The sequence below is a fragment of the Nocardioides sp. GXQ0305 genome, assembly GCF_050880345.1.
Taxonomy (GTDB): Bacteria; Actinomycetota; Actinomycetes; order Propionibacteriales; family Nocardioidaceae; genus Nocardioides.
Genome location: NZ_JBNYXG010000001.1, coordinates 730,321 through 748,295, shown reverse-complemented (window position 1 = coordinate 748,295; position 17,975 = coordinate 730,321). Strand labels below are relative to the sequence as shown.

General features: G+C 72.9%; 14 protein-coding genes. 3 read left to right on the top strand and 11 right to left on the bottom strand.

What is annotated here, in order from left to right; genetic code table 11:
- The first annotated feature begins 129 nt into the window (after positions 1-129).
- A complete protein-coding gene (locus ACQ1X7_RS03585; RefSeq protein ID WP_432476778.1) occupies positions 130-1,224 on the top strand; it encodes a sulfite oxidase in 1,095 nt (364 codons plus the stop codon).
- A gap of 4 nt (positions 1,225-1,228) precedes the next feature.
- On the opposite strand, the gene ACQ1X7_RS03580 is transcribed toward ACQ1X7_RS03585, so the two are convergent.
- Together ACQ1X7_RS03580 and ACQ1X7_RS03575 are read right to left on the bottom strand one after the other, a co-directional pair.
- Positions 1,229-1,963 (bottom strand): class F sortase, encoded by a 735-nt coding sequence (locus tag ACQ1X7_RS03580; RefSeq protein ID WP_432476777.1) that lies wholly within the window; start codon positions 1,961-1,963, stop codon positions 1,229-1,231.
- Entirely contained in the window at positions 1,960-2,805 is an 846-nt protein-coding gene (locus ACQ1X7_RS03575) for a DUF4397 domain-containing protein (protein WP_432476776.1), read from the bottom strand. The genes ACQ1X7_RS03580 and ACQ1X7_RS03575 overlap by 4 nt, the downstream gene beginning before the upstream one ends.
- A 201-nt stretch (positions 2,806-3,006) precedes the next feature.
- Here ACQ1X7_RS03575 and ACQ1X7_RS03570 point away from each other — a divergent pair, with 201 nt between their 5' ends.
- Together ACQ1X7_RS03570 and ACQ1X7_RS03565 are read left to right on the top strand one after the other, a co-directional pair.
- Positions 3,007-4,236 (top strand): hypothetical protein, encoded by a 1,230-nt coding sequence (locus ACQ1X7_RS03570; protein ID WP_432476775.1) that lies wholly within the window; start codon positions 3,007-3,009, stop codon positions 4,234-4,236.
- Positions 4,237-4,402: 166 nt separating this feature from the next.
- A complete protein-coding gene (locus ACQ1X7_RS03565; protein ID WP_432476774.1) occupies positions 4,403-5,860 on the top strand; it encodes an Nramp family divalent metal transporter in 1,458 nt (485 codons plus the stop codon).
- Positions 5,861-5,920: 60 nt separating this feature from the next.
- Here ACQ1X7_RS03565 and ACQ1X7_RS03560 read toward each other — a convergent pair whose 3' ends face one another.
- The 9 genes from ACQ1X7_RS03560 to mfd all read right to left on the bottom strand — a co-directional run bounded on the left by ACQ1X7_RS03560 (position 5,921) and on the right by mfd (position 17,946).
- The gene (locus ACQ1X7_RS03560) at positions 5,921-8,680 is read right to left on the bottom strand and encodes a fumarate reductase/succinate dehydrogenase flavoprotein subunit (protein WP_432476773.1); all 2,760 of its coding nucleotides are present in this window, start codon (positions 8,678-8,680) and stop codon (positions 5,921-5,923) included.
- Complete coding sequence (locus tag ACQ1X7_RS03555) at positions 8,677-9,516, bottom strand: ABC transporter ATP-binding protein (protein ID WP_432476772.1); 840 nt, start codon at positions 9,514-9,516, stop codon at positions 8,677-8,679. Before ACQ1X7_RS03555 ends, ACQ1X7_RS03560 begins: the two co-directional genes overlap by 4 nt.
- A complete protein-coding gene (locus tag ACQ1X7_RS03550) occupies positions 9,516-10,373 on the bottom strand; it encodes an ABC transporter permease (RefSeq protein ID WP_432476771.1) in 858 nt (285 codons plus the stop codon). Before ACQ1X7_RS03550 ends, ACQ1X7_RS03555 begins: the two co-directional genes overlap by 1 nt.
- Complete coding sequence (locus ACQ1X7_RS03545) at positions 10,370-11,818, bottom strand: ABC transporter substrate-binding protein (RefSeq protein WP_432476770.1); 1,449 nt, start codon at positions 11,816-11,818, stop codon at positions 10,370-10,372. Before ACQ1X7_RS03545 ends, ACQ1X7_RS03550 begins: the two co-directional genes overlap by 4 nt.
- Positions 11,819-11,828: 10 nt before the next feature.
- A complete protein-coding gene (locus ACQ1X7_RS03540; protein ID WP_432476769.1) occupies positions 11,829-12,143 on the bottom strand; it encodes a 4Fe-4S dicluster domain-containing protein in 315 nt (104 codons plus the stop codon).
- A gap of 23 nt (positions 12,144-12,166) precedes the next feature.
- Positions 12,167-12,934 (bottom strand): GntR family transcriptional regulator, encoded by a 768-nt coding sequence (locus tag ACQ1X7_RS03535; RefSeq protein ID WP_432476768.1) that lies wholly within the window; start codon positions 12,932-12,934, stop codon positions 12,167-12,169.
- 160 nt (positions 12,935-13,094) lie between these two features.
- Positions 13,095-13,706 carry a MazG family protein gene (locus tag ACQ1X7_RS03530; protein ID WP_432476767.1) on the bottom strand — a complete coding sequence of 204 codons (612 nt, stop codon included), beginning with the start codon at positions 13,704-13,706 and terminating at the stop codon, positions 13,095-13,097.
- Positions 13,707-13,714: 8 nt separating this feature from the next.
- A complete protein-coding gene (locus ACQ1X7_RS03525; RefSeq protein ID WP_432476766.1) occupies positions 13,715-14,395 on the bottom strand; it encodes a hypothetical protein in 681 nt (226 codons plus the stop codon).
- A complete protein-coding gene (gene mfd / locus ACQ1X7_RS03520) occupies positions 14,392-17,946 on the bottom strand; it encodes a transcription-repair coupling factor (protein WP_432476765.1) in 3,555 nt (1,184 codons plus the stop codon). The genes ACQ1X7_RS03525 and mfd overlap by 4 nt, the downstream gene beginning before the upstream one ends.
- Positions 17,947-17,975 lie beyond the last annotated feature (29 nt).

The following is a 17,975-nucleotide window of genomic DNA, read 5'->3' as shown; positions in this document are numbered from 1 at the left end:
GCTTCGGGGACCGGCTGCCTCGCAGCCTAGTGGCGTCCCCGCGCAGGGTCAGGTGGCCGTCCGCGCCCGCCGCCCGCGGAGCTGCGTGCCGATGTGCGGCTAACTACACCCGTTTGATAGACATATCCCATGCTGCGCGACCGCGAGGGACGGCCCGTGGGTGACTGGTTCGACCTCCACGCCCACGAGACGGGCGCCGACGTCGAGACCCGGTGGGACGGCCCGGTCCCCTGCGTCACGCCGACCGAGCGGTTCTTCGTCCGCAACCACACCACCGCCCCCGAGATCGACCCCGGCGCCTGGCGGCTGCTGATCTCGGGCGACGGCGTGCAGCGGGAGACGGTCTGGTCGCTGGCCGACCTGCGGCGCCTCACCTCCGTCACCCTCGAGGTCGCCCTCGAGTGCACCGGCAACGGACGCCGGTTCTTCGGCGACCAGCAGGGCACTCCGCGACCCGGCACCCCCTGGCGCTTCGGCGCCATCGGCGTGGCCCGCTGGAGCGGCGTCCCGCTCTCGCAGCTCCTCGACCACGCCGGCCTGCGACGCGACGCCGTCCAGGTGACCCCCGTCGGGCTCGACGACCGCTACGTCGTCGACGGGGTCGACCACGGCCGGGTCCGTCGTCCGCTGCCGCTCCCCAAGGCCATGGACGACGTCCTGGTCGCCCTCGACATGAACGGCGAGCCGCTCGCCCGCGACCACGGCTTCCCCGCCCGCCTGGTCGTGCCCGGCTGGGTCGGCATCGCCAGCATCAAGTGGCTCGGTGAGCTGAGGGTCACGCGCACCGAGGTCGACTCGCCGTGGAACACCCTGTGGTACCGCATGCACGGTCCTGGCTGGGAGGGCGCCGACGCCGAGCTGGGCCGGCTCCCCGTCAAGAGCGTGCTCGACGAGCAGGGAGACGGAGACCCCACGGTTGGCCGCGAGGTGCGGCTCGCCGGCCGCGCGTGGGCCGGCGAGGCCGCTGTCGAGCGGGTCGAGGTGAGCACCGACGGCGGCCGGACGTGGCGGCGGGCAGAGCTCGACGGCGACAACCTGGTGAACGGGTGGGCGCACTGGGAGCTTCCCTGGACCCCGGACCGCGCGGGCGACCACGAGATCCGGGTCCGGGCCACCGACACCACGGGCCGGACCCAGCCGGACCGCGCGACCGACAACGACGACGGCTACCTCTTCGACGCCGTGATGCGACACCCGGTCCGCGTCCGCGAGCCCGGGCGCTGACCGGTCAGCCCACCACCGGAACCGCCTCGACGATGCGGTTGTCGCGGTAGCGGCCGCGCACCTCGTCGTACGGCCCCCCACAGGTGATGAGCAGCAGCCGGTGGCGCCGCTGCTGCGCGAACAGGTCCGAGCGCGACGACAGGTCGGCGCTCGGGAGGAGGTAGTTGCGGACCACCCGGTAGCGCTGCCGTTCCCCGCCGTCGGACAGCTCGACGAGCTCCCCGGCCGCCAGCCCGGTGAGCCCGGCCAGGTAGCCGACCGGGTCGGTCGCCGAGTCGAGGTGGCCCGCGACCACGACGGTCCCGAACGGCGATCCCGCGCGGGAGCCGCCGCGCCACCAGCCCACCCGGTCGGCGTCCTCCGGCAGCTCCAGGACGCCGTCGACCACGTCCACCGGGTCGACCGCAGCGGCCGCTCCTCCGCCCTCGGGGCGGAGCAACAGCCTGGTCGGCCGGAGCTCCGGCCACTGCGCCGGGAGGAGCTCGCCGACCGCAGCCGGACCGGGCGAGTCAGCCTCCGGCGCGGCAGGATCAGGCGCGTCGTCCGGTGGCCTCGGGACCGAGGTGGTGAGTCGGCGTCCCACCCCGCGCTCGGGCGCACTCGGCTCCGCGGTGGCCGGTCCCGCCGTCGGCCCGGCCGGTGGCGCCGGCTCGGGCTGCCCGTCGGCGTACGCCGCCGCGAGCAGTCCCAGGCCGGCCGCGGCCAGGACCCCTGCCGCCGCGAGCCGCGGCCCGCTCACGTCCGGACCGGTGCCGCTCTCCGGACCGCACCGACGCCGACCAGGGCGAGGGAGGCGGCCAACGCCACCAGGCCGCTCCGCACCAGCGCGGACGACCCCGTCGCGGACGACGTGTCGTGCTGGCCGCCTGTCCCACCGGGAACGCCGCCCGGCGCCGTGGCCGACCCCTGGGAGGACACCGGCATGGTGTGCACGATCGCGTCCATGGTGCCGCGCTCGGCCACCCCGACGGCGTACACGCGCATCGACTTGCCGCCCGGGACGGGCAGGTCGACCGGTCCGAGCACCGGCGGGTCGTCCGTGGCGCTCGGCACCACGGCGACCCGGTAGGTGTCGGCGGGCACGACCACGGTCAGCTGCTCGCCGCTGGCCACGTCGGAGAAGAGCACCTTGCCGTCGACCTTGATGTCGGCCGGACCCACCGCCGCGGTGTGCGCGATCGACAGCCGCGTGTTGCCGTCCGGGACCGGCGAGCGGTTGTTGGCGAAGCTCGTCAGCACGGCCGGCCGACGGGCGTCGACCGGGAGGTGCAGCACGACGTCGAGGCTCTCGCCCGGTCGTACGTCGACCATCGCGTCGACCGACGTCCCGTCGTCGGCCGTCGCCTCCACCTGGTGCTCCCCGGGCGAGAGGTCGAGACCCCCCACGATCTCCTTGGCCTCCACGCCCTCACCGACGACGTCGCCGTCGACGCTGAAGTCCCACGTGGACCCGACGACACCCTGGACGAGGAACACCTCGCCTGCCTTCGGCTTCGCCGCAGCCGCGGACCCGGCGAGGACGGTGCCGGGAACGACGAGGCCGGCGACGAGCACAGCAACCAGCGCCTTGCGAGAAAGCATGAGGAACCCCCCGATTCCACCCCATGGCGGCAATCCCCATGCCGCCGCCCTTGCAGTATGCACCTCCGGCGTCGAAAGAAAACCCCTTCGGGGGGCGCGCAGGCCCGGCTCCGGGAGGTAACCTCAGCCGGTCGGGCGCCGCTTCTGGGGTTTGCGGGTCCGGATCGTCCATCGGGGGGTGGCACGACGATGCCGAGTCGAGTGCGTCGGACGCTGGGCCGTGCCACGGCTCGCGTGCGGGAGGCCGTCGGCTACTGGTGGCTCGAGCAGACCGACGGGTTGCGCGACCGTCGCAGGGGGCGGCGACCCGGACGGATCTCCACGCTCCTCCACCGCCACGGGCACGGGTACGCCGACACCGCACCCCGTTCGCCGAGACCGGCCCGGCGGCCCCGGTCCGCGTGGCGGCACCGGCGCTGGTCGTTCGCGCTGGCGACGGCGGCCGACCGGTTCGCCCGTGCCGGGTCGGCCGTGGTCCGACCGTTCCGGTGGGTCGGCGCGGTCCGCACCAGCAGCGGACGCGGTGTCAGTACGGCCCGCCCGGGCGCCGTCCACGGCATCGGCTCGGTCGGCGCCGCCTCCACCGGCTGGCTCACCGCGATCGGCGACACCACCGACGACCTGGTCACCGGTCTCGGCGCCACCGGCCGTCGGGACGTGGGCGCGGGCGCTGTCGTGGGCCGGGCGACGAGCCTGCGGACGCGGAGAGGCCGCCTCCTGGCTTCGCCGAGCCGCCGGGGGGGTGCGATCGCCGCGGTGACCGGGATGGTCGTCGCGGCCGCGATCCTGGGCGCCACCCGGCTGCCCGGCGAGGCGCCGTCGGCCGAGCAGGGAGCCGTCACCGGGGGGCAGGCCGATCCGAGCGCGTCCAAGCGCGGGGGCGCGGCCCAGGGTCCGGGTCTCAGCCGGCCGGGCATCCACCTCAGCGTCTCCCCGCTGGGGAGCGGCGATCTCGAGGTCGTGGAGCGGGTGCTGCTGCCCGAGCCGATCACGGTGCTGCCGCTCTCGGCTCCCCCCGGTCCGCCGGAGGCCTTCGGCCTGCCACGTCTCGTGGACCTGAGCGTGTCGGCGGACGACCAGGACCTCGCCATCGCCGGCTCGACCGAGATCGGGAAGGAGCGCGAGCTCTCGCTGCCTCGGCCGGCGACCACGATCGAGCTGCGCTACCGGGTCGAGAACGCCGATGCGCAGAGCGTCACGGCGCCGGACGGCCGGGCCACCCTGGCGATCCGCCCGGCGGCGTCGGCAGCGCTCGACTCCCAGCCGGCGGTGGTCCAGGTACGCGGTGCGGTCGTCCACACGCTGGTCTGCGTCGACGAGCCGCGCGAGCGCCAGCTGTGCGGCGTACCCGACGGCGACGGCTGGCACACCGAGCCCGTCACGGCCGACCGGTCGAGCGTCGTGGCGCTCGTCGACCTCCCGCCGGCCTGAGGTACCTCCCTCGGTGCACGGTCGTTGACCGGTCGTCACGCAGGCCACTAGGTTCGAGGAACTGCAGCACGTCTGAGGTCCCTCCCACTCGATCGCACGCAGCTCGGTGGCCTCCGACGACCGGGGGCCCCATCCGAGCCGCGTGTCGGACAGAGGAGTCTCGGCCATGACCGACGTCAGCGAGTCCCGTGGCGAGCCCGCCACCGAGATCCCGGCGAAGAACGTCCCACCCGTCCAGTACGCCGACCTGCCGGAGCCCGCGTCGCTCGGGAAGGTGGTCGGGCCGAGCGTGCTCCTGCTGGCAGGCGCGATCGGCTCGGGCGAGTTCGTGCTGTGGCCCTACATCTCGACCCAGGCGGGGCTGACGCTGGTCTGGCTGGTCGTGATCGGCGTGACCACGCAGTACTTCCTCAACATGGAGATCGAGCGCTACACCCTCGCCACCGGCGAGACCGCGGTCACCGGCTTCACCCGGCTCTGGAAGCCGTGGGGGATCCTCTTCATCGTCATGGGCGTGCTGGCCTGGATGTGGCCGGGCTGGGCGACCGGAGGCACCACCACCCTCAGCTTCGCACTCGGCTTCTCCGAGGACCTGATCCCCTACCTCACCATCGGGGTGCTGGTCCTGATCGGGATCGTGCTCACGGTGTCGCCCGTCGTCTACCGGACGGTCGAGAAGATCCAGTTCTTCATGGTGGCGCTGATCGTGATCTTCGTCGTGTACGCCGCGGTGGCGCTGCTCGGCCCCGACGGCTACACCGCGCTCGCCCAGGGCTTCGTCGAGGTGCAGGAGATTCCCGGCGGGTTCTCCGACGTCCCGATCGCGGTGCTGATGGGCGCGGTCGCCTTCGCCGGCGCCGGCGGCGTGATGAACCTCGTGCAGTCCAACTGGGTCCGCGACAAGGGCCTCGGCATGGGGGCCCGGCTCCCCAAGGTCGTCTCGCCGTTCACGGGCGAGGAGATCGCGGCGCCGACGACGGGCTACTTCTTCAAGCGCACCGACGAGAACATGCGCCGCTGGCGCGGCTGGTGGAAGGTCGCCAACCGCGAGCAGCTGCTCACGTTCCTCCTCATCGGCGGCGTCGCGCTGCTGGTCTTCATGACCCTCGCCTACGTCACCGTCGGCACCGGCAGCTCGGCCGAGAGCTTCGACTTCATCAAGCTCCAGGGCGAGGCGCTGGAGGCCGACTACGGTGCCTGGCTCGCGACGGCCTTCTGGCTGATCGGCAGCGTCGTGCTCTTCTCCACGAACCTGACGGTGCTCGACATGATCGCCCGGCTCACCGCCGACGTGCTCAAGACGGGGGCGCTGCGCGACAACGAGCGCTGGAGCGAGAGCAAGCTCTACTTCATCACGGTCTGGGCCATGATCCTGTTCGGCTCCCTGATCCTGCTCATCGGCGTCGACCAGCCGCTGGTGCTGCTGGTGATCGCCTCCGCGCTCAACGGCGTCGTGATGTTCATCTACTCGCTGCTGCTGGTGCGGCTCAACCGGGGCGTGCTGCCGCGGGAGATCGGCCTGACCGGCGGACGCTTCGGCGCGGTCCTCTGGGCGTGCGTGTTCTACGGCTTCTTCTCCGTGATCCTGCTCTGGGACCAGGCCAAGCAGCTGTTCGGCATCTGATCCACGTCGCCGTCGCGGGTGCCCGGGAACGCTCCGCGTGGCGTTCCCAGGCACCCGGGCTCACAGGGCGCGCCGGGCGTGGCCGCGGACGTCGGCGTCGGTGTCCTTGGTCGCCCGTTCCACGGCGTCCCGCACCTCCGGGTCGGTGGTGCGCGTCGCCAGCGACAGCACCGCGGCCTTGCGGACGTCGGCGTGGGGGTCGCCGAGCGCGGCCAGCAGCGGCCATACCGCCACCGTGTCCGGCGCCCCCGCCAGGCCCCGCGCGGCGCCGACGCGCACCTGCCACGCCGGGTGCCCCACGGAGGCGGCCGCGAGCTCCCACAGCCGAGGAACGTCGGGCAGGCCCGCCGCCGCCTCCAGCGCGGCAGCACGCACCAGCAGGTCACCGTCGTCGGCCAGACGCTCCAGCGTCGGTGCCGACGCGGTGACACCGATCGTGCCCAGGCCGTGCGCGACGACCACCCGCACCTCGCGCACCTCGTCCGAGGCCGCTGTGGTCACGCCCTCGACATCGTCGAGCGACACCAGCCCGCGGACGCCCTGGATCCTGACCCGGGCGTCGGTGTCGGCGACGGCAGCGCGGAACGCGTCGGCGTCCCCCAGCCTGAGCGCACGGAGCACGTCGACCACGGCCGAGCGCGCGACCGGGTCGCCCGCCTCGAGCGACGCGGACAGGGCGTCGCGCAGCTCGGGTGAGGGAGGCAGTACCTCGACCAGCTCCCGCAGCGCGTCGCCCGCCGCGTGTCGCACGTCGGCGTCGTCGTCCACCAGAAGCGTGGCGAGCGCCGGTCCGGTCCCCGCGGGCACCAGCTCGGTCACCGAGGCGATCGCCGCTCGACGGACCCGGGCGTCGTCGTCGGACAGGAAGCCCGCGAGGGCGGTCAGGTCGGCGCCGGCCTCGGTGAGCGCCAGCAGCTCCAGGATCCGCGGTGACTGCTGCTCCTCGTCCGCCGTACGGACCCGGTCCTCGCGGACCTCGTGCGTGGTCCGGCTCGGCTCGACGACCGCGATCACGGCTGCGTCCTGCGGTGCGCCCTCGGGGATCTGCACGTCGTCGAGGGGCACGAGGTAGTCGTTGACCGGTCGGCGCACGAACTCGGTCGCACCGTCGGTACGCCGACGCACGTTCAGGTGGAAGAACCACGCGTCGTCGTCCCGCAGCGGGAGGTCCGCGCGGGCGTGGTAGAGACCCCAGCGGCTCTCCTCGCGCACGGTCGAGGCCCGCGCGGCGAGCTCGGCACAGTCGCGGATGAAGCTCACCTCGACGCACCTCATCAGTTCGTGCGGCGTGCGCGCCCCCATCTGCTCGATCTCCCGCGTCATCCGGGCGAAGGTCTCGACGGCGATCTCGAGCTTGCGGGCGGTCTTCGGCGGGGCGACGTAGTCGTTGACGAACCGGCGCAGCTTGTACTCGACCTGCTGCTGGGGCGGACCGTCCGGGTGCCGCAGCGGCCGGTAGACGAGGTCGTGGGCCGCCGCCACCTGGTCCTCGGGCAGCGGCAGCCGCGCGTCGGGCAGGTGCCCGCTGGCGTGGGCACCCGCCAGGTCGCCGAAGACGAAGGCGCCGATCATGTAGTTGTGCGGGACGCACGCCAGGTCGCCCGCTGCGTACAGGCCCGGCACCGTTGTCTGCGCGTGCTCGTCGACCCAGACGCCGGACGACGAGTGCCCGCCGCACAGCCCGATCTCGGAGATGTGCATCTCGACGTCGTGGGTGCGGTAGTCGTGACCGCGACCCGCGTGGAAGGTGCCGCGGGTCGGCCGCTCGGTGTGGTGGAGGATCCCCTCGAGCTGGGAGATCGTCTCGTCGGGCAGATGCGTGAGCTTGAGGTAGATGGGTCCACGGGCGGAGTCGATCTCCTCCTTCACCTCGGCCATCATCTGGCCGGACCAGTAGTCGCAGTCGACGAAGCGGTCGCCATCGGAGTTGACCTGGTAGCCGCCGAAGGGGTTGGCGACGTAGGCGCAGGCCGGGCCGTTGTAGTCCTTGATGAGCGGGTTGACCTGGAAGCACTCGATCCCGCTGAGCTCCGCCCCCGCGTGGAAGGCCATCGCGTGCCCGTCGCCGGCGTTCGTGGGGTTCTCGTAGGTGCCGTAGAGGTAGCCGCTGGCCGGCAGCCCCAGCCTGCCGGCGGCACCGGTTGCGAGGATCACCGCCCGGGCGCTGACGGTCACGAACTCCCCGCTGCGGGTGTCGAACGCCGCCACGCCCACCGCGCGGCCGTGGGAGGTCAGCACCCGGACGGGCATCAGCCGGTTCTCGATGGTGAGCCGCTCGCGGAGCTCGCGCCGCCGCATCACCCGGTAGAGCACCTTCTTGACGTCCTTGCCCTCGGGCATCGGCAGCACGTAGGAGCCCGAGCGGTGGACCTGACGGACGTGGTAATCGCCGTACTCGTCCTTCTCGAACTTCACGCCGTACTTCTCCAGCCGCCGCACCATGTCGTAGCCGCGGGTGGCGGTCTGCCGGACGGTGGCCTGGTTGACGATGCCGTCGTTGGCGCGGGTGATCTCGGCGACGTAGTCGTCGGGATCGGCCTTGCCGGGGATCACGGCGTTGTTCACGCCGTCCATGCCCATCGCGAGGGCGCCGGAGTGCCGCACGTGCGCCTTCTCGAGCAGCAGCACGTCGGAGCCGGCCTCGGCGGCCGTGATCGCCGCCATGGTTCCGGCGGTGCCGCCCCCGACGACGAGCACGTCGCAGACCAGCTCGCGCGAGGGGGTCACCGGTGGGACCTCCATCGCGACGTGGGCCGACCGGGTGGTGGTCCGGCCCACCGGGGTGGGCCGGTTCGCGGTGGGGCTGGGGCGGGGAGTCATGCCAGGTCCTTCGCGGGGTCGGTACGGCGGGTCACGGGCGCGAGCGACTGGGTCCGGGTGAGGGCCTCGAGGATCTCCGCGCGCTGCTCGGGCCGAGGCGGCCGCCCGGGATCGCGCGGATGCAGGAGCCGGTGCTCCGAGACGATGCCGTGCCGGCCGAGGACGACGATCCGGTCGGCCAGGACCATCGCCTCGTCGACGTCGTGGGTGACGAACACGACGGTGCAGCCGGAGTCGGCCCAGGTCTCGACGAGCAGCTGCTGCATCGAGCCGCGGGTCTGCGCGTCGAGCGCTCCGAACGGCTCGTCCATGCAGATCAGCCCCGGCGAACCGGCGAGCGCCCGGGCCAGCTGGACCCGCTGCCGCATGCCGCCGGAGAGCTGCCCGGGGAGTCGCTCGGCGTACCGCGACAGGCCGACCCGCTCGAGCCACTGCTCGGCGACCCTGCGCCGCTCGCGCCGGGCCACCCCGTGCAGCTTCAGTGGCAGCTCCACGTTGCGGCGTGCGGTGCGCCACGGCAGCAGGGCGTCGTCCTGGAAGACGAGCGCCCGCTCGGCGTCCGGCCCCGTGACGTCGCCGCCGTCCGCGACCACCCGGCCGGCCAGCGGCCGCAGCAGGCCGGCGAACGCGCGGAGCAGGGTCGACTTGCCGCATCCGGAGTGGCCGAGCACGACCAGGATCTCGCCGGGCTCGACGTCGATGTCGACCCCGTCCACGACCGGCTCGCCGGCGTACCCGAGCGTCAGGCCCTCGGCGCGGATGGCCGCGGGACGGACGTCGGCGGCGGGCGTGGGGTGTGTCTCGACGCTGGTGGTGCGCGTCGTGGTCGTCGTCATCACTGGCTCCTCTGTTCGGAGGCGAGCCACCGGGTCAGCCGGCGACCGAGCTGTTCGATGCAGCTGGACGTGAGCTGGCCGACCACCCCGATCGACAGCATCCCCACGATCACGGCGGGGTAGTCGACGATCGTGTAGGCCTGCCAGGTGCGGTAACCGAGGCCGAGGTCGCCGGAGATCATCTCCGCGGAGATCACGCAGATCCAGGCCACGCCCATGCCGACCGAGAGGCCCCCGAAGACGCCGGGCACGATGCCGGGCAGCACCACCGTCGACAGCACCTGACGACGGGAGGCACCCATCGTGAGCAGGGCGTCCTCCCACACCGTGGGGAGCGCGCGCACGGCGTGGCGCGTGCTCACCAGGATCGGGAAGAACGCTGCGGTGGCGGTGATGAACACGATCCCCTGCTCGTTGGTGGGGAACAGCAGGATCGCCACCGGTACCAGGGCGATGGCAGGGATCGGGCGTGCCACCTCCAGCAGCGGCTGGAGCAGGTCGGTCAGCCACCGCGACCGGGCCAGCAGGATGCCCAGCCCGACCCCTGCCACCGAGGCGATCGCGAAGCCGCTGATGATCCGGACCAGGCTCTGCCCCAGGTCGAGGTAGTAGCGGCTCGTGCCGAGCTGGGCGGCCAACGCCTCTGCCACCTCGACCGGACCCGGGAGCCGGTTGAAGCGCAGCCACATCACCACGTCGTTCTCGGTCAGCAGGTGCCACAGCATCACCGCGGCGGCGAGGGCGGCCAGCCGCACCAGCCACCGCGTCGGCGTGACCCGCCGCCGCGACCTCGAGCGCGGCGGGTCTTCCACGGGTGGTGGGTCCTCGACGACCACGCGCTCCTGCACCGCGGTCACCGGGTCCCCACCTCCTGCGCCGCTGCGCGGGCCTCCTCCCACGACACCTCGGCGGCGCCGCCGCTCCGGTCGAGGTACTCGTCGGCGGACTCCCGCGTGGCGAACGGGAGCAGCCCCTCGCCGTCCTGCACCCAGATCATCCGGTCGGCGAACCAGCGGGTGCCGGTGATCGCGTCGGGGACGTACGACGCCCGCACCGTGGCGCCTGCCTCCTCGGCCGCGGCGACGTTGCGCAGCAGACAGGTCGGGTCGGCGACGGGGCGAGGCTCATCCTCGCCCTGCACCCACACCTCACCCGCGGTCTCCGGCTCCTTCACCGGCCGGTCGCAGACCCGGTCGCGACCGGTGATCGCCGCCGGGTTGGCGGTGTCCCGGGCGGCGGCGTCGTAGTCGTCGCCCCACACCTGGCGCACCAGGCTGTCGTCGATGAACTCCCGGACGTCGACGGGGTCCTCGAGCACCCCGATGCTCTCCAGGAACGGGACGTCCTGCTCGAGTGCGGCCACCTGCTGCTCCTTGAGCGTGGTGTCGAATGTCGAGACACCGCCCCGGCCGTTGTAGAGGTAGACCACCTCGACCGGGAGGCCCGTCTCCTCGGCGACGATCTCGGCAGCCTCCACCGGGTGGTCGTGCAGCCACTCGGTGGCTCGCTGCTGGGCGGTCAGGAAGGCCGTGACGACGTCCTGGTTCTCGGCCGTGTAGTCGTCGCGGACCACCGTCCCGTGGAGGGTCGGCACCTCGAGCCGCCCCCCGTCGTAGACCAGACGGGCGTCGTCTCGGAAGGCGAGCAGCGCCGGCCAGGCGACGAACTGTGCGACCGCGTCGACCGAGCCCGCCTGGAGCGAGGACGCTCCGACGGGCGGGTCCTGGTTCTCGACGGAGACCCCCTCGTCGGGGTCGATCCCCGCCTCGTCGAGCGCCTGGACGAGCGTGCCGTGGCCCGCCGAGCCGACGCTCGCCGAGATGGTCCCGCCGTCGAGGTCCTCGAGGGTCTCGACATCGGAGTCGGCTGCCGCTACGACGCCGTTCAGCGCACCGTCGAGGTTGTAGCCGGTCACGGCGACCATCGAGCTGCCGCCCTCGCCGGTGCCGGCACGGGAGCCGTTGATGAGGAGCGGGTAGTCGCCCATCGAGCCGATGTCGATCTTGCCGGCGAGCATCTGGGCGGTGATCGGGGCGCCGGTGTCGTAGTCCTGCCAGTCGACCTCGAGGTCCGGGTCGACCTTCTCGAGCTCCTGCTCGAAGAACCCGCGCTCCCGCAGCAACGTGCCGGCCGTGACGGTGTTGATGGTCTTGGACTGGTAGCCGATCGTGACGACGTCGGCCTCGTCGGCGCCGCTTCCTCCGTCGGCTCCCGCCAGCTGGCATCCGGCGAGGCCGAGCGTCAGCACCGCCGCTCCGGTCGCGGCGGCGGCGCGGGGCAGTGCGGCTCTGGTGCGGGTCATCGGAGTCCTCTCAGCGGAGCAGGTAGGGGATGTTCACGGTCACCGCGCCCGTGGGGCAGCGGTCGGCGCAGGGGCCGCAGTACCAGCACTCGTCGACGTGCATGTAGGCCTTGCCGGTGTCGGGGTCGATCGCGAGTGCGTCGAGCGGGCACACCTCGACGCAGAGGTTGCAGCCCTCGATACACAGGGACTGGTCGACCGAGACGGGTACGTCGACCCGGATGTCGACCAGGGGTGGCGGAGACGACGTCCCGTCGCTGCAGCCCGCCTTGCGGGAGGCCCGGCCGCGCGGTGCCGGGCCGGTCTCGACGTGTGCGTCGGTCACGGTGGTGCTCCTCTCGAGTGGGTTCAGGGCAGGTCGGGCGGCGGCCGTCGGGTGGTGCCGCGCAGGCTGATCCGGTCACCCCGGAGCCGCAGGAACTCGAGGTCGACGGGGCGCCCGTCCTCGAGCCGGGTCAGTCGCTCGACGAGGAGCAGCGGTGACCCCGGCGTGACCTCGAGCGCGTCGGCCGCCGAACGGTCGGCGGTGGTCGCCTCGATCGAGAGCTCCGCCCGCCCCAGTGGCTGACCCGCGAGCTGCTCGAGCAGAACGAACACGTCGCGTCTCGCGAGGTCGCAGCCGAGCAGCTCCTCCCCGAGGTCCGCGACCACGAAGGTCAGGTCGAGCGAGACCGGGTGGTCGTCGACCAGGCGCCGCCGCTCCAGGCAGAGGACGTCACTCCCGACGGCGACCTCCAGTCCCGCAGCGACCGGAGCGGACGCGCGCGTCAACCGGGCCAGCCGCACCTCGTTGCGCACGTCGCCACAGGCCCCGAAGGTCTCCGCGAAGCCACGCAGGGTGTCGATGCCGTGCGGGAGCGCACCACCGATGGCTCGGGTCCCGGTGCCCTGGATCCTCTCGACCAGGCCTTCGGCCCGGAGCAGGTCCAAGGCCGCCCGGACTGCGTTGCGGGAGACGCCGTGCTCGGCACCGAGCAGGTCCTCGGAGGGCAGCAGTCGTCCGGGGGCGCCGTCGGTGACGACGCGGCGCAGCACGTCGGCCACCCGGCGCGCGTCGTCGGTCCGTCGTCCACGGCGCGCAGGTGACTGGTCCTCGAGGAGGTCGGTGTCCGGCACGCGCCTAACTGTAGTGAGTCACTAGAATTAATTGCCAACGCGGATGGAAACGCCACCGAGAAAGTTGCGACTGGCGCTCTGACCTGCACGGACAGGCCCTCCCGAGCCGATCCGCCACCCCGCTCGGGCGTGTCGGAGCGTCGATCCGAGGTGCGGAGCGTCAGGGCAGCCGACGGCGTACGGCGTCGCGCAGCGCCTGCTCGGGATCGACGCCCTCGCGCCGCGCCTCGGCCACGAGGGCGAGCAGGCGCTCGCCCAGGTCGGGGTCGCCCGGGTCGGTCGGAGCGGGCGCGCCCGACCGCTCGAGGCGGTCCAGCACCTTGTCGGCGAGCAGCAGCCCGGGCAGCCCGGGCGGGATCCCGTCGGTCACCGATCCGCGATGCTTCTCCTCGGCCTTCCGGGCCTCCCAGAGCTCGTTGACGGCGCGCGCGTCCAGCGTCGGGTCGGCGAGGTCACCGAAGACGTGCGGGTTGCGGCGACGCATCTTCGCGGAGATGTCGCGCGCGACGTCGCCGGTGGTGAAGGCGCCGTCCTGCTCGGCGATGGCCGCGTGGAAGAACACCTGCAGCAACAGGTCACCGAGCTCCTCGCGGAGGTGCTCCCAGTCTCCGGTGCTGGCGCCGGTGTCAATGGCTTCCAGCGTCTCGTGGGTCTCCTCGAGCAGGTAGCGCGCGAGCGACCGGTGGGTCTGCTCGGCCTTCCACGGGCACTCGGCGCGCAGTCGACGCATGACCGCCAGGAACTCCAGCAGCTCCTGGTCGTCGCCGGGCACGGCGCCTGCTAGCGGCCGCAGCGCTGGGACTCGGGCAGCTCGGCCGCGAGGGCCGAGTTGGGCTGCTCCTCCTGCCCGGCCTTGGCGCCCTCGCTCACCGCGAACGAGAGGGAGTTGTCGGTCGGCGCGGGCTGACCGTCGCGCATCGTGACGTTGAGCGCGGGGTCGAACTCGACGCCGTTCTCCTCGATCCAGCGCTGCATCTCCGCGGCGCCGGCGGCAGTGAAGGCGGCCTCGTCGCCCTCCCCGCCGAGGACGTCCTCACCGATCGTCCGCTGCGCGGCCTGGGTGTAGAGGCGGGCGGTCTCGACCGTGAGCACGGCCTCCTGGTGGTCCTCGGGGAGCGACGCGATCTGCTCGCGGAGGGCGTCGAGCTGCTGCTGGTAGTCCTCGGGCCCGACCGTGACGCCGAGCTCGGCCGCGGCCTGCTCGGCGACCTCCCGCATCGCGAGCAGGCCCGCGATGCCGGTCCGGAAGAAGCCGTTGGGCACCGTCTGTGCCTGCTGGTCCAGCGAGGACCGGGCCGCCTCGCAGTAGCTGCTGGTGACCTCGTCGAGCTCGGTCTCGGTGATCTGCTCGTCGCCGACCTGGACGGCCGCGCCGGGGTGCAGGTCGGCGCAGCCGCTCAGCAGGAGCACCGCCGCGAGGACGACACCTGCCGCACGGGCGGGACCACGGGACTTGCTCACTGCTGCTCCTTCGGCTGGCCGGACTCCTGGGGGCCGGTGACGGGGTCGATCACGGAGTCGATGACGGTGCGCGCCCATTCAAGCAAAGCCACTCCCTCGAGCGGACGGCCCGTCGCCCCCGGAGTGCCGGGACGGGGCACCAGCACGGTGTCGAGCTGGGTCTTGACGATGCTCTTCGGGTAGAGCCGCTGCAGCCGGACGACGCGCGACTCCGGCAGGGTCACCGGCGAGAAGCGGACGTTGCGGCCGGCGATGGTGACCTCACCGATCCCGGCCTGCCGTGCCCGCGCCCGGAACCGGGCGACCAGGAGCAGCGCGGCCACGGCCTCGGGCGGTTCGCCGTACCGGTCGTGGAGCTCGGCGAGCACCTCGTCGACGTCGAGGTCGGTGCGGACCTCCGCGAGCCGCTTGTACATCTCGAGACGCAGTCGCTCGCTCGGGATGTAGTCGTGGGACAGGTGGGCGTCGACCGGCAGCTCGATCCGGACCTCGCGCAGCTCCGGTTCCGACTCGCCCTTGAACTCCTGCACCGCCTCGCCGACGAGGCGCACGTAGAGGTCGAAGCCGACGTCGGCGATGTGGCCGGACTGCTCGCCGCCCAGCAGGTTGCCGGCGCCGCGGATCTCCAGGTCCTTCATGGCGATCGCCATGCCGCCGCCCAGGTCGGAGTGCTGGGCCAGGGTGGCCAGCCGCTCGTGCGCGGTCTCGGTGAGCGGCTTCTCGGCCGGGTAGAGGAAGTAGGCGTAGGCCCGCTCGCGGCTGCGACCGACCCGGCCGCGCAGCTGGTGGAGCTGGGACAGGCCGAGGGTGTCGGCCCGCTCGATGATCATGGTGTTGGCGTTGGACACGTCGAGCCCCGACTCGACGATCGTGGTGCAGACCAGGACGTCGAAGCGCTTCTCCCAGAAGTCCAGCATCACCTGCTCGAGCTGGTGCTCCCCCATCTGGCCGTGCGCGGTCGCCACCCGTGCCTCCGGCACCAGCTCCCGGATCCGGGCCGCGGCCTTCTCGATCGAGCTGACCCGGTTGTGGATGAAGAAGACCTGGCCGTCGCGCAGCAGCTCGCGCCGGATCGCCGCCGTCACCTGGCGGTCCTCGTACGCGCCGACGTAGGTCAGGACCGGGTGCCGCTCCTCCGGCGGCGTGGTGATGGTGGACATCTCCCGGATGCCGGTCACCGCCATCTCGAGGGTGCGCGGGATCGGCGTCGCGCTCATGCTGAGCACGTCGACCGAGGTGCGGAGCCGCTTCATCTGCTCCTTGTGCTCGACGCCGAACCGCTGCTCCTCGTCGACGATGATCAGGCCGAGGTCCTTGACCCGGACGTCGGGGTTGAGCAGCCGGTGGGTGCCGATCACCACGTCGACCGTCCCCTCGCGCAGGCCGTCCGTGACGTCACGCGCCTCCGCGTCGGTCTGGAACCGCGACAGGGGCTTCACGGTGATCGGGAAGCCGCTCATCCGCTCGGCGAACGTCGAGAGGTGCTGGGTCACCAGCAGCGTGGTCGGCACCAGGACGGCGACCTGCTTGCCCTCCTGCACCGCCTTGAACGCGGCCCGGACCGCGATCTCGGTCTTGCCGTAGCCCACGTCGCCACACACCAGCCGGTCCATCGGCACGCGGCGCATCATGTCGCCCTTGACCTCGTCGACCGTGCTCAGCTGGTCGGGCGTCTCCTGGAACGGGAAGGCGTCCTCGAGCTCGCGCTGCCATGGGCTGTCGGGGCCGTAGGCGTGCCCCTGCGTCGCCTGCCGGGCGGCGTAGAGCTTGATCAGCTCCGCCGCGATCTCGCGCACCGCCTTGCGGGCGCGGTTCTTCCGCTTCGTCCAGTCGGCTCCGCCCAGCCGGTCCAGGCTCGGCTGCTCGCCGCCGACGTAGCGGGTGACCTGGTCGAGCGCGTCGGCCGGCACGTACAAGACGTCATGGAGCGGGCCACTCCCTCGTCTGGGCTTGCTGGCGCCGTACTCCAGGACGAGGTACTCGCGCACCGCGCCCTGCACCTCGCGCTGGCGCATCTCGACGAAGCGGCCGACGCCGTGCTGCTCGTGGACCACGTAGTCGCCGGCCGACAGCTCGAGCGGGTCGATCTGCTTCTTGCGGCGGGCCGGCATCCGGCGCATGTCGCGGGTCGAGGCACCCTGTGCGGAGATGTCGTCGCCCGACATGACGACCAGCCGCCGGGCCTCGTCGACGAAGCCGTGGCCGAGGACACCGCAGGTGACCTCGACGACGTCGGCGTCACCGCGCGCCTCCTCGACCAGCCGGGCGGGGACGTCGTGCTCGCCGAGGGTCTCGACCAGTCGTTGCGCGGGGCCGTGGCCCGGGAAGACCACGACCACGCGGTAGCCGTCCTTGCGCCAGGACTCCACGTCGCCGACGGCGCGGGCGACGTCGCCGCGGTAGGGGTCGACCGGACGGGCACCGAGGTCGCGGACGCCGCTGGTCTCGTCGTCGAGCCCGAACGGGCTGACCGTCCACCACGGGGTGTCGCGCTCGAGCGCGTGGACCCGGACGTCGCCGATCTCCCGGTACGACGCGGCGCCGAGGTCGATGGGTGCGGTGCCGCCACCGGCGGCGGCCGCCCAGCTCGCCCCGAGGAACTCCTGGCTGGTCGCCACCAGGTCGTGGGCGCGGGTGCGCGCGCGCTCCGGGTCGACGACCAGGACGTGGGTGTCCGCCGGCATCACGTCGACGAGCAGCTCCATCTCGTCGACCAGCACGGGTGCCAGCGACTCCATCCCCTCGACGGCGATGCCGGCGGCGATCTGGTCGGTGAGCCCGAGCAGCTGGGGGTGCGCCTCGCCCAGCTCGGCTGCGCGTCGGCGTACGTCGTCGGTGAGGAGGAGCTCGCGGCAGGGCGGAGCCCAGAGCCGGTCGAGCGGCTCCAGCGTGCGCTGGTCGGCGACCGCGAAGGTGCGGATCTCCTCGACGTCGTCGCCCCAGAACTCCACCCGGACGGGGTGCTCCTCGGTCGGGGGGAACACGTCGACGATGCCGCCGCGGACCGCGAACTCCCCGCGCTTCTCGACCAGGTCGACCCGGGTGTACGCCGCGTCGGCGAGGCCGCGCACGACCTGCTCGAGCCCCCGGTCGTCGCCGACGGCGAGCTCGACCGGCTCGAGGTCGCCCAGTCCCCGCACCTGCGGCTGGAGCACCGCGCGCACCGGCGCGACCACCACGCGGAGCGGACCGGTGCCGGCCGTGCCGCCGGGGTGCCGGAGCCGGCGGAGCACCGCCAACCGCCGACCGACGGTGTCGCTGCGCGGGCTGAGCCGCTCGTGGGGCAGCGTCTCCCAGCTCGGGTAGTAGGCCACGAGGTCGGGTCCCACCAGGTCGCCCAGCTCGGTGACCAGGTCCTCGGCCTCGCGGGAGGTGGCGGTCACGGCCAGCACGGTGCGGCCGGCGCGCACCAGGCCGTCGACGAGGAAGGGCCGCAGCCCCTCGGGCGCGACCAGGTCGAGGCTGCGCACCGACCCGCTGCGGGCGTCGTCGACGAGGGAGGCCAGGGTCGGGGCGCCGAGCACCTCGTCGGCCAGCTGGGTGAGGGTCACGCTTCCCCTTCGCACACGGAGATCCCCCT